We start from the raw sequence: 16,476 nt of genomic DNA, 5'->3' as shown, positions 1-16,476 counted from the left end.
ACTTAAATTGGGTAAACATTCATCGCGTTATGCCCATAATTTCATTTGAGATTGTCTGACAATAGTGATGGAAATTAAAAAAGGCTATTGTTCTAAATTCTTAAACCAATAGCCTTTACAAGTATTTAATCAAATGAAACCCGTCCAGTTATTGGCGTACGATCACCTTCAGGATCAAGTGCTTTGACGAATTGACCGGAAAATGTAAAGTCACCTGTCAAGAAGCCTGTAGAGGCACTAAGAGCAGTAGCCTTGATATTTGTGGCAGTTACTGTTCCTTGGATACTCAAAAATCTTCCCTCAGGATTTTCTCCCAGGGTGTCTATGATCACAAAACTCCCAAACTCTTCATCTTCTCCCCTAATTGGCAATGCCTGATTTCCATTCATCATTATCAGCATCACCACAGATAAATCCCCATCCATAAATGATAAACTGATCGTTCGGATAATGCCAGATCCCAAATCGGCCTCTACGTAGGATGCTGAAATTTCTCCATCAGGAATAACGCCATTATATTTATCAATTGGAAAATTCACTTCATAAGTGTTGGGCTTATCCAATGTGGGAGCATCAGAACATGCGCTCAAGGAAATGAATAGCCCAAAAATTAGCGATAGGTAGATTAACTTTCTCATTACAAATTGAATTTGATTCCAGCCCCTATTACCAATCTGTCAAAATCACCAAGAATGTACTTGATTTCGGCAAAAGGAAGAAAACTCATACCTATGTCAAAATTGGCACCTGCACCTAGATTAAGCCCAACTCTCCCAACAGAATTTGAGAAATTACCCAGTCCAGGAATATCAGACTTGACCCTGATATTTGTATAATTTAGACCACCGATTCCGTAAAAGACCAAATTGTCATCCTCAATGAAAATATAATTCAGATTGCCATTCAATTCCCAAGCTGATTGTTTGACAAACCCCTGATCTTTTGGAAAATAAAATGAGAAACTTGGGGAAATAACCATCTTTGGCGCTACGGGAAGTTCGCCTATCACCCCTAATCCTAAAGCTTCTAAATTGGAGCCATAAATAATCTGGCCTCCAATCCGTCTGGTATCCTGGGCACTCAGTGTACTTACAAAGGAAAATAAAGTAATTGCTAATAGGAGAATATTCTTTTTCATGATTCAATTGGTTTGTTATTTAACTAAAAATGAAAAAATGGCAGGCCTGATTTGCCCTTTAAAATCCAATGGTTTGGCTATCAGTTTTACTTGATAGCTACCTGCAGGAAGTTTCCCAGGAGTCTCTTTGATAGAGGGTTTGGTCATTTCGTTGAAACCCAGCAAAGAAATGAAATCAAAACCTTCTGTACCGATAATCATGTCACCAGGAATGTAAGGAATGGGGTTTCTGCTGGCTTTGCCAATCAACTTACCATTGAAATAAACTTCCGTAATAAAGTCGAAAAAAATGATCTCTCTACCCTCTTTGCTTTTGAGGTTATCACCTTGAAAAGAGAACACAATCGGATATTTTTCTTTTCTAAAATCGACAAATAAATCAATCAGGTTGTCTGATTTCATTTCGATTTTCAATTCTGAAGATTTCCCTATGGTAATTCCTCCTTTTACAGTTTGAGCTTGGGCTGAAATCCCAAAAAGCATCATAGCTGTCAACAATGTTAATGTAGCTTTTTTCATGATTTTTTAGTTTTAGTTGATATATTTATTTGAATGATTTTTAGCAATATGTACCTCCGCATTGACAGCAGTACACAAGTTAGATTTGGTACACACATTGAATTCAGTTGGTGTCGACCGTGGACGATTTCCGCTTGGTCTAATTTTTTTATTTACCTACTGTTGTCATTGTGGTTCATCATAATTAGAAATTTGGTTTGATCGAATTCCTCAATAAATTGAGTCAAAGAAGTTTTTAGTATTAAGATTTCTTGAGACACATAAACACCTGACAAACTAACCTTTATAGAACATTCTGAATGTGTTTTGAACAAAATCAAGATATTCTCATATTATTTTAAGCTTAGTCAGCTTTTAATTTGAAAAGTAAACATCTCGTAAAACTTTTATTATTATGTTTACTAAACTGCCACTTTTAAGACTAAAAAATGATGGATAACAATTTATTGGACCGGCTGTCACTAGGGGACAATACCGCTCTAGAAGAAATTTATAGGAAATACAGGGCTCCTTTTATCCAGTTTGCTTTAAAGTACCATACAGATAAGAATCAGATCTGCGATATCTATCAAGATGTGATCATTGCTTTGTATGAAAAATCAATGAAGCAAAAACTGCAGTTATCGAGTGGAAGCCTAAAAACATACCTTTTCAGTATGGGAAAATTCATGCTCTTCACCCGCTTGAAAAAAAATTCAAATACTGACTTTATAGACATTGAAAATGATCAAGATCTTTTTGAAGGTTTGGTCGAAAGCTTTGAATTTATTGATGAAAAAGATCCACAAGTGATTCTATTGGAAAATGCCCTAGAATCATTGGGAAAGAAATGCCAGGAATTGCTTCGGCTCTTTTATTATGAAGAGAAAAAAATAGCGGAGATCCAAGTGCTATTAGCTTACAACCACACTGACGTAGTAAAGAGTCAAAAATCAAGATGTCTAAAATCCCTAAGAGAGTCTATAGAACTTAAGCTTAAAAACAGATGAGTATCCACGAAGAACTTATAATTAAATATTTCGAAGGTAATCTTTCTGATTCAGAAAGAGAGGTTTTTGAAGATTTGCTTGAATCAGACCCTCTATTCAAGGAAGAGGTAGTATTTCAGCAAAAAACAAAGCTGGCTTTTCAAAACAATCAAAGAAAAGTGTTGAAAGGATTTTTGAACAAAATAGAAAATGACATTCAGGAATCTGAAAAATCGACTGCCAAGCCAAAATCCAGAAGACTTTGGTCAATAATGGCTGTCGCAGCTGCTCTGATTTCGATCTTAGCAGTCACCTATTTTGTCAAAACATCTACATCACAATCAGATGATGAAATTTCACAAAATTTCTATGCATTCTACGAGCCGTACCCAAATGTTGTAAAACCGATCACAAGAGGAGAAATAGTCAATCCAGAAGAATTGGAAATTGCCGCATTTATTGCATATGAGAGTAGTGATTTTAAGCAAGCTGACAGCCTTTTTGCTGAACTTAAAAACCAGCAAAAAGAATATATCCTATTCTATAGAGGCATCACCAAAATAGAATTGGAGCAATATGACAGTGCCAATATGCTATTTGAAAGTTATCTATATTCAGAAGGAATGCAGTTCCGAGACCAAGCAAAATGGTACATGGCCTTGAGTTATTTGGTGAAAGGAGATTCAATCAAAGGCAAAGAAGAGTTGGTAAAACTCAGAAAAAGCAGTGGGTATAAGATGGAAGAGGTAGAGAGACTATTATTGAAATTAGATTGAGGATATTTTTCTCCAAACTTAAAATGGCATGATTAGAGTTTTAGCTTTTATTTCTTTGATTTTTCTTCTTGATATGATAAATCAAGATGCAAACGCTCAGCAAAATGCTTCCATAGATAGCACGCTGTACTGGCAAAAATCAGATTTGTTGGACGCAACGGCTGTACAGCTCGCGAGACAGGAAATTAAAATGGAGGAAGGACGAGAAATTCTCAATTCCTTGGCAGATTATTTTGGTAAAGTAAATGCAACCGACCGACTAGCATATACTTTCACCTTGCATGGCACGAGCTTTCACAGGCAAAACAAGTTGGATTCTGCTGATTTTTACCATTCAAAAGCTAATGATGTATTAGACAACAATACTTCTACAAACATGCGGCTGGTGAATATGGTGCGAAGTACCTATGCAGCTATGTTGGCAGGAAAAAATGAGTACAACAAGTCAGCTGAATATTTCTTAAAATCTCTCAATTTTTTGAAATCGAACAACCTTGACAACCAAAACAACGAGTATATAGCCAAGACTTATAACAATGTCGCCACTGTCTATAAAAGTATCAACGACAATGAACAATCACTGAGATACTATGATAGCTGTCTGGTAATTCTAAGAAAGGACAAAGTTGAAATGAATTCCATGCTTGGTGAGATGGTCCACTCCAACATCGCATTGATATATAGCATCTTGGGAATCCATGATCAGGCTATTGAACACCTTAAGCAATCTGAAACAATAAGAAACAATATTCCTGACCAATATAGCCATATTATGGACAGGTTCCCATTGGATTTGATTTTTGCCAATGTGTATTCGAGTAGAAAGAAAGATCAGGGAGATGGTCAGATTGCCCTTCAATATCTAAAAAGGAACTATGACCAATTCCAGAAAGAGTACCCCCTCGATCCCAAACTTTTGGAATACTATAACGAATTTACAAGTGCATATTTTGTGGTAGGCAATTATGATTCTGCCTTGTATTTTACAAAAAAAGCTGAAAAATTTCAACTTGAGGCATATGGAGAAGACAGACCAAATCTGGCAGATACCTATTTGAAATATTCCAAAATCTATAAAGCACTTGGAAATCAAACTCTGGAGCAAGATTACAGGGATAAAGCCATCAGACAATTTGAAAAGCCTAACAACATTATTCGGGATTCCTATGGTCTATTGCTATTTGACCAAGCTGAATTTGAATTGAAAAAAAACAATCCCAAAGGCGCAGAAGCTCAAATCCAAAAAGCAACAAAAGCATTTTTAGGGATAGAAGGAAAACCAGTTTTGTATAACCCACCTTTTCAAGAATTATCAGGCAAGGATTTTCTAATAGATTTTTTCTCAAGAAAAGGGAGGGTTCTTGCCAAGCTATATTCTTTGAATAATGACAAGAAATATCTTGAAGGAGCCTTGGAATCCTATTTACTTTCTATCAGGCAATCTTTGAAAACCAAAAAAGGCATATATGGACTTCGATCCAAGTCAAACATTTACTCTTCAAATTATGACTTAGTTCAAGAAACCATTTTGATCAGTAATCAACTTTTTGACATCAGTGGTGATAACAAGTATCTTGACAAAAGCATACTTTTGTCTGATTTCTCAAAAACTTTGGCTATAAGAGAAGCTTTTTACACTGCAAAACTTGATGTTACAGGAGTTCCTGAAGATTTGTTGGAGCTGGAATACTCACTTCGCTCGAAATTGTTGGAATTTGAAGTTGTAGGATATGGACAGCCCGAGCCAAATGAAGATAAGCTTCCCGAAGAATTCTATTTAGTTGATAAAAGTAATGAAGCCTATTTCCAAACAAAATCAGATTTGGAGTCATTAATTTCAACATATAAAAAAGATCACCCCAATTACTACTCACTTAAATATGGAAATATTTATGATACAGAAAATGAGTTGATCCCAGCCAAATTACCTTTGAGCGTAAGTAATTCAAATCATCTGCTCATTCAATTTCAAGATTTCGGAACGGAGTATTATGCCTTTTATACCCATAGAGGAAAAACCAACTATTTGAAAATCCCAAAAACATCTCAACTAAAAAGTGATATAGAAATACTTTTGGTTTCCATAAAAGAAAAAAACAATGATTTTATTAGCCCCAGTTTTAGGATATACTCTACCCTTTTAGACCCCGTTTTGAAGAATATTGATGTAGAAAAAATCATCATAATTCCTGATGGTGAATTGGCTCTTATACCTTTTGAAGTATTGATCAGCGAACCGCCAATGACAGAACAAAACCTCAAAAACCTTCCATATTTAATCAAAAAACATCAAATATCTTATCATTATTCTGCCTTTCTCTTAAAGAATACAAAGAGTCCTACAAAATCAGGAAAAAAAGTGAATTTCCTGGGGATTGCACCTTCATATGCTGGTATTTCAGAAAATACCAATGGGAAATCAACTGAGATAACGCGTGAATCATTCGCTTCATTGCCAAATAATGCAGCTGAAGTCAATGAAATTTCAGTTGGGTTCAATTCTACCATTTTGTTAGCCTCAGATGCACAAGAAAGTAAGTTCAAAGAATATGCTTCTGCGGCTGATATAATCCATTTGGCTACCCATAGCCAAATCAACAACAGTAACCCCTTACTTTCCAGTCTTGTTTTGATGGAAAATGAACTTGATGATGGCTATTTACACAGCTATGAATTATTTAATCTCAAGTTAAATGCTAATCTAGTGATCTTGTCAGCGTGTAATTCAGGCACAGGTGAATATCAAAAAGGTGAAGGAATCATCAGTATAGGCAGAGCATTTATGTACGCAAATGTTTCAAATCTATTGATGAGCCTTTGGGCTATCCCAGATCTATCGACCAAAAAGCTTATGACTGGATTTTATGAAAAAATAAAGAAAGGAGAACCTTATGAAGCAGCAATTAGAGAAGCCAAATTGGACTACTTGGTTCAAGCAGATGAAAATACTGCTCATCCTTATTATTGGGCTGCATTTATATATGTAGGCGATGTAGAAGCAGAAAAATCTAACTATTTACGCTATTCCTTTATTGCAGTACTGTTGATTATCGCATTTATCTTCGCGTACAGGAGATTCTTCATGAAGGCAACGAAAATTTAGACTTTAAGCACAAGGATTCAAGGCACCTTGGATATGGCAGTTGAAACACAAATGAAAAAAACCAGAAGAGAGATGCATTAGAAAATCGGTCTTTGGGACATTAGGATATTGGAAGTACCTATATTGATACTTGAGTCATAGAGACAAATAGGAACATCGCCCAAACAAACATCCAAGATTTAAATTACACCAAAACATTTTTTCTTGGATTAAATAACACGCTTATCCCTCTGTCCTTTCTACTTAAAAAATTGACTTTACTTAAATTATGTTTGACCAAAATCATCATCATAATGATTTATAAATCTACCACAATTGTAATCTCGGTATTATTGTTTATCCTAAATACGCATTCGTTTGCGCAAAATTCTTCAAAGAATAGTGATGTTTATTTTTCAAACAAAGCGAAGCTTGACACAATAAAAGCACATACCAAATCAAAATACGGCAGTGAGATCAGCAATAGAAACGCATTGGTGAAACTGGAAAATTTCTTTGATAAAAATCAGAATTTTGATGAAAAACTGGAATGCTTGTCACTCTTATCCTCATCATATTATCTAGAAAACAATTCTGATAGCGCACTATATTATTTAAAAAAAGGGATCGTAGAGGTAATTCGACCAAAAAAAACGACCAATAAGGACATTATTAATATTTTTTATAATCGCTATGCCGCATTTTTGAACGATGCGGGTCAATATATTAGCAGTAAGGAAATCTATGAGGAACAATTAGATTATTTGAGAAAAAATGACACATTGGGTTTAGCAAGAGCCTATAATAATTTTGCAGTTTTACTCAATAATTTAAAAGAAAACGAGCAATCACTTCGCTATTATGATAGTTGCCTAACAGTACTGAAGAGATCTGGCCTCGATACTGCAAGTCAGTTAGCAAAAAATGCTTACTTAAATCAAGCTATGCCCAAAATGAACATGGGGCAGTTTCAAGAGGCCCTAGAAAGTCTTAGGAAAAGTGAAATAAATCTTGTCAATATGAATATGCAAGATCAACCTGGAGAAGTAATTATTACTTCGCTTTACTACGCCTATGTATATACCTACAAAAATGAGTTTCCAGAAGATCTTGAAAATGCATCAAAATATGCTAAAAGAGGATATGAAATGCTCTATAAAATCAATAAAGATCATTTCTACATGATTTATTTCTATCTGATTTTAGGAGATATAGAAGAAAAAAAAGGTAATCTTTCCCAAAGCTTAAATTTTTACAAACAAGCAGTAGCTTTGAAAACCATGCTTCACGGAGACGTGAATGATGATATGCCCTCTATGCTTACTATCTTGGCTCGACTAAGTTCTAACATTGGCCAAAAAGATTCTGCTTCCAATTATTTTAATCAAATAGATAAACTTTACAAGCGAACAAATCAATTAAAAACCTATGATTATATAGAATATCTATTTGAAGATGCAGAATTTCAGCTAAAACTCAAGGAAATAAAATTGGCAGAAAATAAATTACTGCAAGCATTGAAAAGCTATATCCCTTCCTACTCTTGGAAAAATGGTATTGTTGACAATCCTCCTCTTGATCTTATACCTGACAGTTATCAATCAGCATTCTTTTTTATAAAAAAAGGTGAAATCACTAAAAAAATAGCTGAACTAACTGATGATACATCTTTGCTTAATTCATCATTGGACGCTTATGTTATTGGAATCTTATTGTTGAACAAAAGTAAAAACGCAATTTTTAACATCCGATCCAAATCTCAGTATGGACAGCAAAAAAGCATCTATTTTGCTGAAGCCATTCAGCTAGCAACAGCATTATACAGAAAAACCAATGATAAAATTTATTGGGAAAAAGCTTATTTACTTTCTGACTTAAATAAGTCCTCAAACTTAAAACATCACTTAAATCAAAAATCCAATGCTTCTCAAAGCTTAATTCCATCGGAACTTCAAGCCAAGGAACTTGAATTAAAAACAGAAATTAATCTACTTGAACAGCAAATTTATAGGGACAGCTTTACTAAGGCAATACAGTCTGATTCAAACGATTCTACGCTTCAGTTAATCGTCAAAAAGAAAGAGGAAATGAATCAACTATTGGCAAGTTATAAAACAAATTACCCAAACTATTACAGCCTTCAGTATGGCGGGCAAAACTTTACAAATGAAAGTATCTTTGATACTAAACAGACAAAATCATTGAGAGAATCCAAGAAGCTCGTTGTTCAATATATCGAATTTGAAGCTAATTTTTTACTGATTTACCTCAAAGGTAAAAAAGAAGGTCTATTGAAGATCGATAAAGATGAAAACTTAACCTATAACCTCAACAAGTTCATAAACGATTCCAAAAATCCAAATTCAAAAAATTTTCAAGCCTCAGCGTATTACTTGTATCAGAAATTGATAGAGCCTGTACTAAAAGTAGAGCCTTCTAAACATATAATTATCATTCCTGATGGTGTACTCAATCATATCAATTTTGAAATTTTAATTGAAAATCCAATTGCTGAAACTAATGCTTTTGAAAAATTCAATTATTTATTGAAAAACCATACCATTACGTATCAATATGCTAGCTCTTTAATTAATTTCGAAAGAGTGTCCTTAAAGAAAAAAGAGATGGATTTCTTAGGTTTTGCTCCTTACCAAGAGTTGGGTAAACCACTTTTTATAGCCCAAACAGAGCGAAGCAATAATTTTGATTTGACTTCATATACTGCATTACCTTTTAGTGAAAAAGAGGTAGCTTCTTTGAGTAAGAAATTTTCTGGAAAAGGGTATTATGGCAATGAAGCTAAAGAAAGCTATCTTAAAAATGAAGGCAAAAACTCCAAAATCCTGCATTTTGCAACGCATAGTCATATTGATAACAATAATCCATTATTTTCCAGTCTGCTATTATCAGCTGATGACAAGGAAGACGGAATTCTTTACACACATGAGCTCTATGAAATGGACCTCAATGCTGATCTTGTCACATTATCTGCATGCAATTCCGGCTTTGGAGAACACCAGCAGGGAGAAGGTGTCATCAGCTTGGCTAGAGGTTTTATGTATGCCAATGTCCCAAATGTACTCATGAGCCTTTGGGCAGTATCCGACCAATCTACCAGCAAACTGATGACTTCCTTTTATGACAAAGTTTATGATGGTGAAAGCTATAGCGAGGCCATAAGAAATGCAAAACTGGACTATTTACAACAAGCTGACGAAAATACAGCACATCCATATTACTGGGCAGGATTTGTTTATCTTGGCGATGTAGAAAGCGACAAACCAAATTACTTTTTCTATTTCTTCCTAGGCATTGCAACTTTGGTAGCTATCTATTTTCTCACCAGAAGATTTAGAGTAGGTCATGTTGCAAAAATGCGCTAAGTTCATGATTGCAACTACACATTTATGGGTAAAAAGAGGCTCTTTCTTTGATCTAGCATAAGAAATCTGGATTGCAACGTGTATATCGCAGCAGGTAATTCTGTACTATTCAATCCTAAATATTTCTGTGCCTACTAGTCCCAAGTATTTTTTTCTACAAAGTCTATCTATACTTTAATTGAAGATTATAGCATAAAAAATCAGCCCCAAATTAATTTGGGGCTGAGTAAAAGTGGATGAATCATTAAAAGCTATTATGTATATTCGTTTTCATACTAGTAGAATCTAAATAATTGAATTAACCTGTATTTTCGAACCAATATCAATAAATATCAAATATCTATTAGTATCAGTTTGCCAAAAAACAATCGTTTAATTGATCAGTGGTATGATTGCGGATAATCATAAAAGCTATTTTACCCTTTCCAAAACCAAATGACTGAATGGATCTGTTGATCTCAACCTTATCCTATCATTGGAAATCCTCTCGATAGTACCCTCACCAAAGTCGTTGGTTAGTTTGTTGCCTACAATAGAATAAGTAAGCATAAACGGAGTATCTGTAGTTGGGGCACAAAATGGCTGATCATTATTATCATAGTAAGTACCTACTGGTGTCACGATATATTGCATGGAAGTGGTAAACTCAATCGTAGAACGCTTCTCGCAGTCATCCTGCTCGATCTCTACCCCATTTCTATCAAAATCTTGGATCGTATACCATTTCCCAATTACCAAAGTAGAAAAGTTGACCTCCGGTTCTTCATTTTCCTTGCCACAGCTGCTCAGCAATGCAGTGAGCAACGTTAAAACTGATAATAAAAATAAATAATTTTTCATGGTTACCATTTTTAGTTAAGTATAAATTCTACTCTTCTATTTTTCGCTTTTCCAGTTGGTGTATTATTCTCTGCTACTGGTGATGATTGTCCTTTTCCATTGGTATCTATAGCATTTTGAACTCCAAATTCATTTTGTAATGCCACTTTTACGGCCAAAGCCCTTTGCTCCGAAAGTCTTTGGTTGAGTTCCATATTACCATCGCTATCCGTGTGTCCAATGATTTGTACTGATTTGTTGCTCTGTGATTTCAAAGCATCAGCTATTTCTTTCAAAATCCCATACGATTCTGGATTGAGTTCAGCAGATCCGGAGGAAAAAGTAATGGCTGAAGTAGAGTATGTCCCACTCTCCAAAAGTTTGTTTCTGGTATCAGGCTGTCCAACAGCATACCTAATATTGCTGAGGTAATAATTATCATCATCAGTATTGTTATTGACAAAAAATCTGCCACTGGTCAACTTAACATCCTTCTGGAATGCGGCTGTCAGGTCTAGTACCTTTTCTTCGTTGGCAAAAACCTGGACACGCCTTCCCATGCGAGATATAGAAATGTGCAAAGGTTGGTTTGCTCCCTCCTCATTGATCAAGTGTTTTGCATTAAAATCATTTCGGAAATTTAAACCCTTCTCTGTGTGAACAGCTTTTCTTGCAGTAATAAAAGGACCACCATCGTGCCCTAATCCTGAAAATTCGATACCCAAGTAGTTATTTGATAATTTTTGAAGGGTAAAATATTCACCTCCCCCATCCCAGTCAAGCTTTGATTCTGGGTTCACAATATCCGACAATACCAAAACCAATTTTCGGCTGTTGCTATATTTGCCAAAAGCAAAATCAAACATCAAGTCAAACTCCAAAGTAAAGTTCTCTGGGAAATCATTCAAGTACTCAGGAATAAAATTCCCCTTGGTTTTGTTAAACCAAACCCAATTCCCATCTATATCATCAAAATTCACGATTTCTGCAGATCCTGTAGTGATCCAAGATGCAGGCAAATCACCAACCCTATCTTGTTGGAAATCATCAAAAGCTATAATTTCCTCCCCTTGGACAAATGAAAACTTGGAATATCTGCTCAATGGCTTTTTCACATTATTGGAAGCTTCATTCTCTTGGTGACTAATCATTTGATTTCCGTCATTATAATCATCATCCCAGCCTTCCATATCAGAATTACCATTGTCACTATCTGAGGAATCCTTTCCCTTTTTAGGCTTTTTCTTGAACAATGATTTCACACCGTTGATCACACCATCGGCAGCCTCTTCAATAGACTGATCAACTGTCCTTTCTGCTTTGTTGGCTGTACTTTCCTTTGCCCGCTCTTTGACCCTTTCTTTGATTTGAGCATTTGTATTTTCACATATTCCAATTAATGATATGAGAAAAAAAACTCTGAGTAAAATTTTCATAATGGTTGAAATTTAAAGATAAGTGATAGCTAGGTCTACGACCTATTTCTATTTAGTCCTAAGCGGTAGGAAATAGTAAACAAAAAGTTTAAAAAAAGTTAAAACTCAACTATGAAAGTGTCTCATTATACGCTTCAGTGTAGAACCTATCAACCATTTGAATATAGAATACCATATTCAAAAAATATAACAACAAAATTGTAAATTTAAATTTTGAAACCGATTTCATTTGTCATATTTTAGATTTTTGAAAAATCTTATTTAAAAAAATCAAATAACCTATGAACCTAAAATCATCAAAAAGTATTTTGGCTCTTTCAGCTGTCTTGCTATTTTCATCATGTGGAAACCAAGATAAAAAGGAAGATTCAGAAACAGTGGTAGAAGCCGAAAGTAAGTTTCTTTCTAAGCCATTGATAAGCCATATCTATACAGCAGACCCATCTGCGCATGTTTTCAATGGCAAAATATACATTTACCCTTCACATGATGTAGAATCTGTAGTGGAAGAAGATGACTCAGGAGCACATTTTAATATGAGGGATTACCATGTCTTCAGTATGGAGTCGATAGATTCAGAACCTAAAGACCATGGTGTCGCATTAGATGTAGATGATGTTCCTTGGGCCAAAAGACAAATGTGGGCTCCTGATGCAGCTGAAAAAGACGGTAAATTTTATCTTTACTTTCCAGCAAAAGACCATGATGATATTTTTAGACTTGGCGTGGCTGTGAGCGACAAGCCTGAGGGCCCTTTTGAGGCACAGCCAGAACCAATGAAAGGTTCTTTCAGCATTGACCCTGCTGTATTTCAAGATGGAAATGAATACTATATTTATTGGGGTGGAATCTGGGGTGGACAGCTACAAAAGTGGAGAACAGGCGAATACCTATCTACTGGAGACTCTCCTTATGACGACGAACCTGCCGATGATGAACCAGCTATCAGCCCGATGATTGCCAAACTTAGCAATGATATGCTCGAATTTGGGGAAGCGCCAAAAGAAATAAAGATCCTTGACAAAGATGGATCACCGATTTTGGCTGGAGACCATGAAAGAAGATTCTTTGAAGCAGCTTGGGTTCACAAATACAACGACAAATACTACTTCTCCTACTCTACCGGCGACACACATAATATAGCTTATGCTATCGGTGAATCTCCATATGGACCATTTACTTACCAAGGAGTGATCTTAAAACCTGTTCAAGGATGGACAAATCATCACTCTATAGTAGAAGTAGATGGAAAATGGTACATCTTTTACCATGATACCGAGCTTTCAGGTGAAACACATTTGAGAAATTTAAAAATGACGGAAATGACCCACAATGCAGATGGGACTATCGAAATGATTGAGCCGATATTGAAGTAAATGATTTTCATAAAATCTGCCAATTGTCAATACTATCATTTGCTGTATAGAAAATCAGTTATTGATTATGAGATGATCGTATAGATGCATTTTTAAAAAATATGAAAATACATGTCTGTTTTCAGATAAATTCTAAAACTGACTAATCATTCACGAAACAAAAAGCCCTTCCAAATTAACTGGAGGGGCTTTTTATTAGATTGTCTTCTGATTACGTCATCCAGCAAATTTCTGAAAACCAACACAGATTCTATCAATCGATCAATTGCTTTTTAACTTTGCTATAGCCAAAACTGGTTGTTCATTTTTTATCATTTCGGTGAGTACATTCATATTAGATTCAAAATATTCCTCTCCTCTATTCTCTATCATTACTTTCTTGTATTCAATAAATGCATCCAACAAAGACTTCCATTGATCCTGCGTGATTATAGATATAAGTTCATCATCATCTTTTATTGCTTTTGGTGCGCTATATGGGAAATTGTTTATATCATCGCTCAATAGATATGAATAGATCATCTTCGTACTATCATTATTTCTAAAACTCCAATATACATATTCGTCTAACAAAAACTCAAATGAGATAAATTGCCTTGATTTGACAAAGTAGTCCTTCAACCTTACCGCACCGGACTCATTGATTATTTGATGGTTTTCAACCGTATTTGGCAATGTTTTCAACCTTTCAGGCACTTTTATATCCTCAAAATCAAGTACATATTTCGCTTCTAAACCTATTCCCGAATTATAGGAAAATATCGTATCGCTAGGGGAGAGAATAAAAAGTTCATTCTGGCTTTTTGAGAAAAACGAATATTGCCTTTTTGAGCTATAAGCGTGATCACCACCAAAAGATATCAAGTTTTTGTTGTGTATGGATTCATTAGTGATTGAAAGTGCTGATATACCTGCTGGTCTATAGTCAGTATTAATATAATCTGAAACTGAGGAATATGTGATAAATTTATTGTCACTCTCGTGATGTATCGCATTTACATAGTGCCGAATGAATACTTCATCAATGAAATTTCCGTCAAAATCATAAACCAGAATCTTCTGTAAGCTTCTGCAGAAAATATGGATTTCATTTCCCTCACTAACATAAAAATCAGAAAGTTCGTTGTATTCACCCGGTCCTTGCCCCTTGGCATCAATGGAAAATTCCCACTTGCCACTTGAATCGAAACCATACACCCGAGATTTCGATTTATCTCCTATTAAAAAAGTCGAATCAGAGTAAATGATTTTAAAGATTTCACCAATTAGATTATCCCCCCTAAGTTCGAGAGGAATATAGCTGATTTCTTGTGCAAACATTGAAGTTGTAACAAGATCAACTTTCTCAAAAGTCAGCTGCTCAATATTTTCAATAGATATAGCATCATTACCAGATTGCTTTCCACATGACATACATAGAGTTATCATACATACCAAAAGCAAATTTCTATTCCTATTAGTATTCATTTTTTTAATTTTCCTATTACAAGAATGGGATTGTCACCATTTTCGGTTTTGTCCTTCAGTTTTCTTATTGCTTCATTCTTGGATAATATAAACTTCTGAAAATTAACAGCCTCCTCAGAAGTTCCATGCAATAGATTTGGATCTAAGGTATAATATATGTCGTCACCGTCCATGCCATACATTAGACTCATCATACCAAAATCTGGCATATGCGTAAAGCCACGAGTATCATAAATTTTATCTAATTCCTTATTAAACAAAACTGTATGCATACCTTCAGTCCCACTGTAATATTGAAAATAAATCCATCTATCTGATTCAAAAACACGATCAATATTGTAAACATATTTAGATTCCTTTAAGGCAAACATTTGGTCTCTTGAAGACAATCTCTCAATACTTTTAAGAAATTCTTCCGTGATTGTATAATTTCCAAAATCAAAACGATACTTAGGAATATAGCCTTCCATATCAATTTCATAGATGACATTTTCAAACATCGGATATACATATGCTTTGTTCTGATAAGAATAGCTACCGTGAAAAGGTGATGTAATTGAATGATCTATCGTAAAACTCTTCTCTATAAAATTGTCCTTAAAATTTAAATCATTATCTAACGTTTTTACATAATGTTTATGGGATTCAAAAAATTTATTACCAAAATAGAAGCAAAATCCTTTACCATCAATTGGTAAAATTGATTCTGTATGCTCATAGTATTTTCTTTTTGACAAGAACTGCAAAGTTGAATCATACATTAACAATTCCATCCCTGTTCTTTGATTATTAATCATTAAATAACCATTAATTTCGTCAATTACAAATTGATCACAGCTCGAATATTGGTCAGGACCAGAGCCAAAACTTCCCAATTTTGAAAGAAATGTCCCATCAGCATTAAAGCAAAGAACCTTATCCCTATCCTGTATAAAATATTTATTGTTAAAGTATTTTATACTATGGATATCCCCAATTAGTGATTCATTTGTAGTTTCCAATGGCAAAAAAATGACTTCTTCAATGACTTCTGATATTGGTATTTTATTATTCTCCGTCGGATCCAGAACAAAGGTTTTTGTCTCCACCATACTTTCAGTTATCTCTGTAGAATTACAAGAAATAACGAGTATAGCGATCAATATATTTGTTACATACTTTGACATACTGACAATCTAAATACCTTCACATAACCAATAAATAAGGTTGTTGTGTAAATAAAAAATAATTCAAGAAGTTAATAAAAAACGCCAATTATTGATTGAACATATTATTTTGTATGATTAATCCAGTTGCTTATCCCTGCATTTTATCAATAATTAAAAACTCATGGTTGTTATAGTTGATTTTCTATGCTTATCAAAATGCAAAACATTAAAATTTAAGCTAGTCTCAGTTATACCAACTTCTTGATTGGACATACTTGAAGTATATGCATACATCTTTGTTTTTCCATCTTGAAGTCGACATAACTGAGACATTATAGCAAGATTTATTATAGGTGAAATAGGT

The 16,476-nt window shown here is 34.5% G+C and carries 12 protein-coding genes; 5 read left to right on the top strand and 7 right to left on the bottom strand.

Going from position 1 to position 16,476, the window contains the following annotated elements:
- Window positions 1-125: 125 nt before the first annotated feature.
- The 3 genes from MM213_RS03125 to MM213_RS03115 are packed head-to-tail and all read right to left on the bottom strand — an operon-like array spanning window position 126 to window position 1,657.
- A complete protein-coding gene (locus MM213_RS03125; RefSeq protein WP_241410046.1) occupies window positions 126-638 on the bottom strand; it encodes a hypothetical protein in 513 nt (170 codons plus the stop codon).
- The gene (locus MM213_RS03120; protein WP_241410045.1) at window positions 638-1,138 is read right to left on the bottom strand and encodes a hypothetical protein; all 501 of its coding nucleotides are present in this window, start codon (window positions 1,136-1,138) and stop codon (window positions 638-640) included. The genes MM213_RS03125 and MM213_RS03120 overlap by 1 nt, the downstream gene beginning before the upstream one ends.
- A 15-nt stretch (window positions 1,139-1,153) precedes the next feature.
- Window positions 1,154-1,657 (bottom strand): hypothetical protein, encoded by a 504-nt coding sequence (locus MM213_RS03115; RefSeq protein WP_241410044.1) that lies wholly within the window; start codon window positions 1,655-1,657, stop codon window positions 1,154-1,156.
- A gap of 428 nt (window positions 1,658-2,085) precedes the next feature.
- On the opposite strand from MM213_RS03115, the gene MM213_RS03110 reads away from it, so the two are divergent.
- The 4 genes from MM213_RS03110 (at window position 2,086) to MM213_RS03095 (ending at window position 9,866) form a co-directional block, all read left to right on the top strand.
- A complete protein-coding gene (locus MM213_RS03110; protein ID WP_241410043.1) occupies window positions 2,086-2,646 on the top strand; it encodes an RNA polymerase sigma factor in 561 nt (186 codons plus the stop codon).
- Window positions 2,643-3,401: an anti-sigma factor gene (locus MM213_RS03105; protein WP_241410042.1), complete on the top strand. Its 759-nt coding sequence runs from the start codon at window positions 2,643-2,645 to the stop codon at window positions 3,399-3,401. Before MM213_RS03110 ends, MM213_RS03105 begins: the two co-directional genes overlap by 4 nt.
- A 28-nt stretch (window positions 3,402-3,429) precedes the next feature.
- On the top strand, window positions 3,430-6,504 hold the full coding sequence (locus MM213_RS03100; RefSeq protein ID WP_241410041.1) for a CHAT domain-containing protein: 3,075 nt from the start codon (window positions 3,430-3,432) through the stop codon (window positions 6,502-6,504).
- A gap of 293 nt (window positions 6,505-6,797) precedes the next feature.
- The gene (locus MM213_RS03095) at window positions 6,798-9,866 is read left to right on the top strand and encodes a CHAT domain-containing protein (RefSeq protein WP_241410040.1); all 3,069 of its coding nucleotides are present in this window, start codon (window positions 6,798-6,800) and stop codon (window positions 9,864-9,866) included.
- Between the two features lie 411 nt (window positions 9,867-10,277).
- Here the strand turns inward: MM213_RS03095 and MM213_RS03090 are convergent, their stop codons facing one another.
- Complete coding sequence (locus MM213_RS03090; protein ID WP_241410039.1) at window positions 10,278-10,706, bottom strand: lipocalin-like domain-containing protein; 429 nt, start codon at window positions 10,704-10,706, stop codon at window positions 10,278-10,280.
- Window positions 10,707-10,717: 11 nt separating this feature from the next.
- A complete protein-coding gene (locus tag MM213_RS03085; protein WP_241410038.1) occupies window positions 10,718-12,121 on the bottom strand; it encodes an OmpA family protein in 1,404 nt (467 codons plus the stop codon).
- A 281-nt stretch (window positions 12,122-12,402) separates the two neighbouring features.
- On the opposite strand from MM213_RS03085, the gene MM213_RS03080 reads away from it, so the two are divergent.
- Entirely contained in the window at window positions 12,403-13,497 is a 1,095-nt protein-coding gene (locus MM213_RS03080; RefSeq protein ID WP_241410037.1) for a glycoside hydrolase family 43 protein, read from the top strand.
- Window positions 13,498-13,758: 261 nt separating this feature from the next.
- Here MM213_RS03080 and MM213_RS03075 read toward each other — a convergent pair whose 3' ends face one another.
- Both MM213_RS03075 and MM213_RS03070 read right to left on the bottom strand, forming a co-directional pair.
- Window positions 13,759-14,964 carry a DUF4934 domain-containing protein gene (locus tag MM213_RS03075; protein WP_241410036.1) on the bottom strand — a complete coding sequence of 402 codons (1,206 nt, stop codon included), beginning with the start codon at window positions 14,962-14,964 and terminating at the stop codon, window positions 13,759-13,761.
- On the bottom strand, window positions 14,961-16,130 hold the full coding sequence (locus tag MM213_RS03070) for a DUF4934 domain-containing protein (RefSeq protein ID WP_241410035.1): 1,170 nt from the start codon (window positions 16,128-16,130) through the stop codon (window positions 14,961-14,963). The genes MM213_RS03075 and MM213_RS03070 overlap by 4 nt, the downstream gene beginning before the upstream one ends.
- Window positions 16,131-16,476: the final 346 nt, after the last annotated feature.

Origin of the sequence: Belliella alkalica (assembly GCF_022549785.1) — a bacterium.
Classification (GTDB): domain Bacteria; phylum Bacteroidota; class Bacteroidia; order Cytophagales; family Cyclobacteriaceae; genus Belliella; species Belliella alkalica.
Note: the sequence above shows the minus strand (reverse complement) of the source record. Positions and strands in the feature narration are given on the sequence as shown.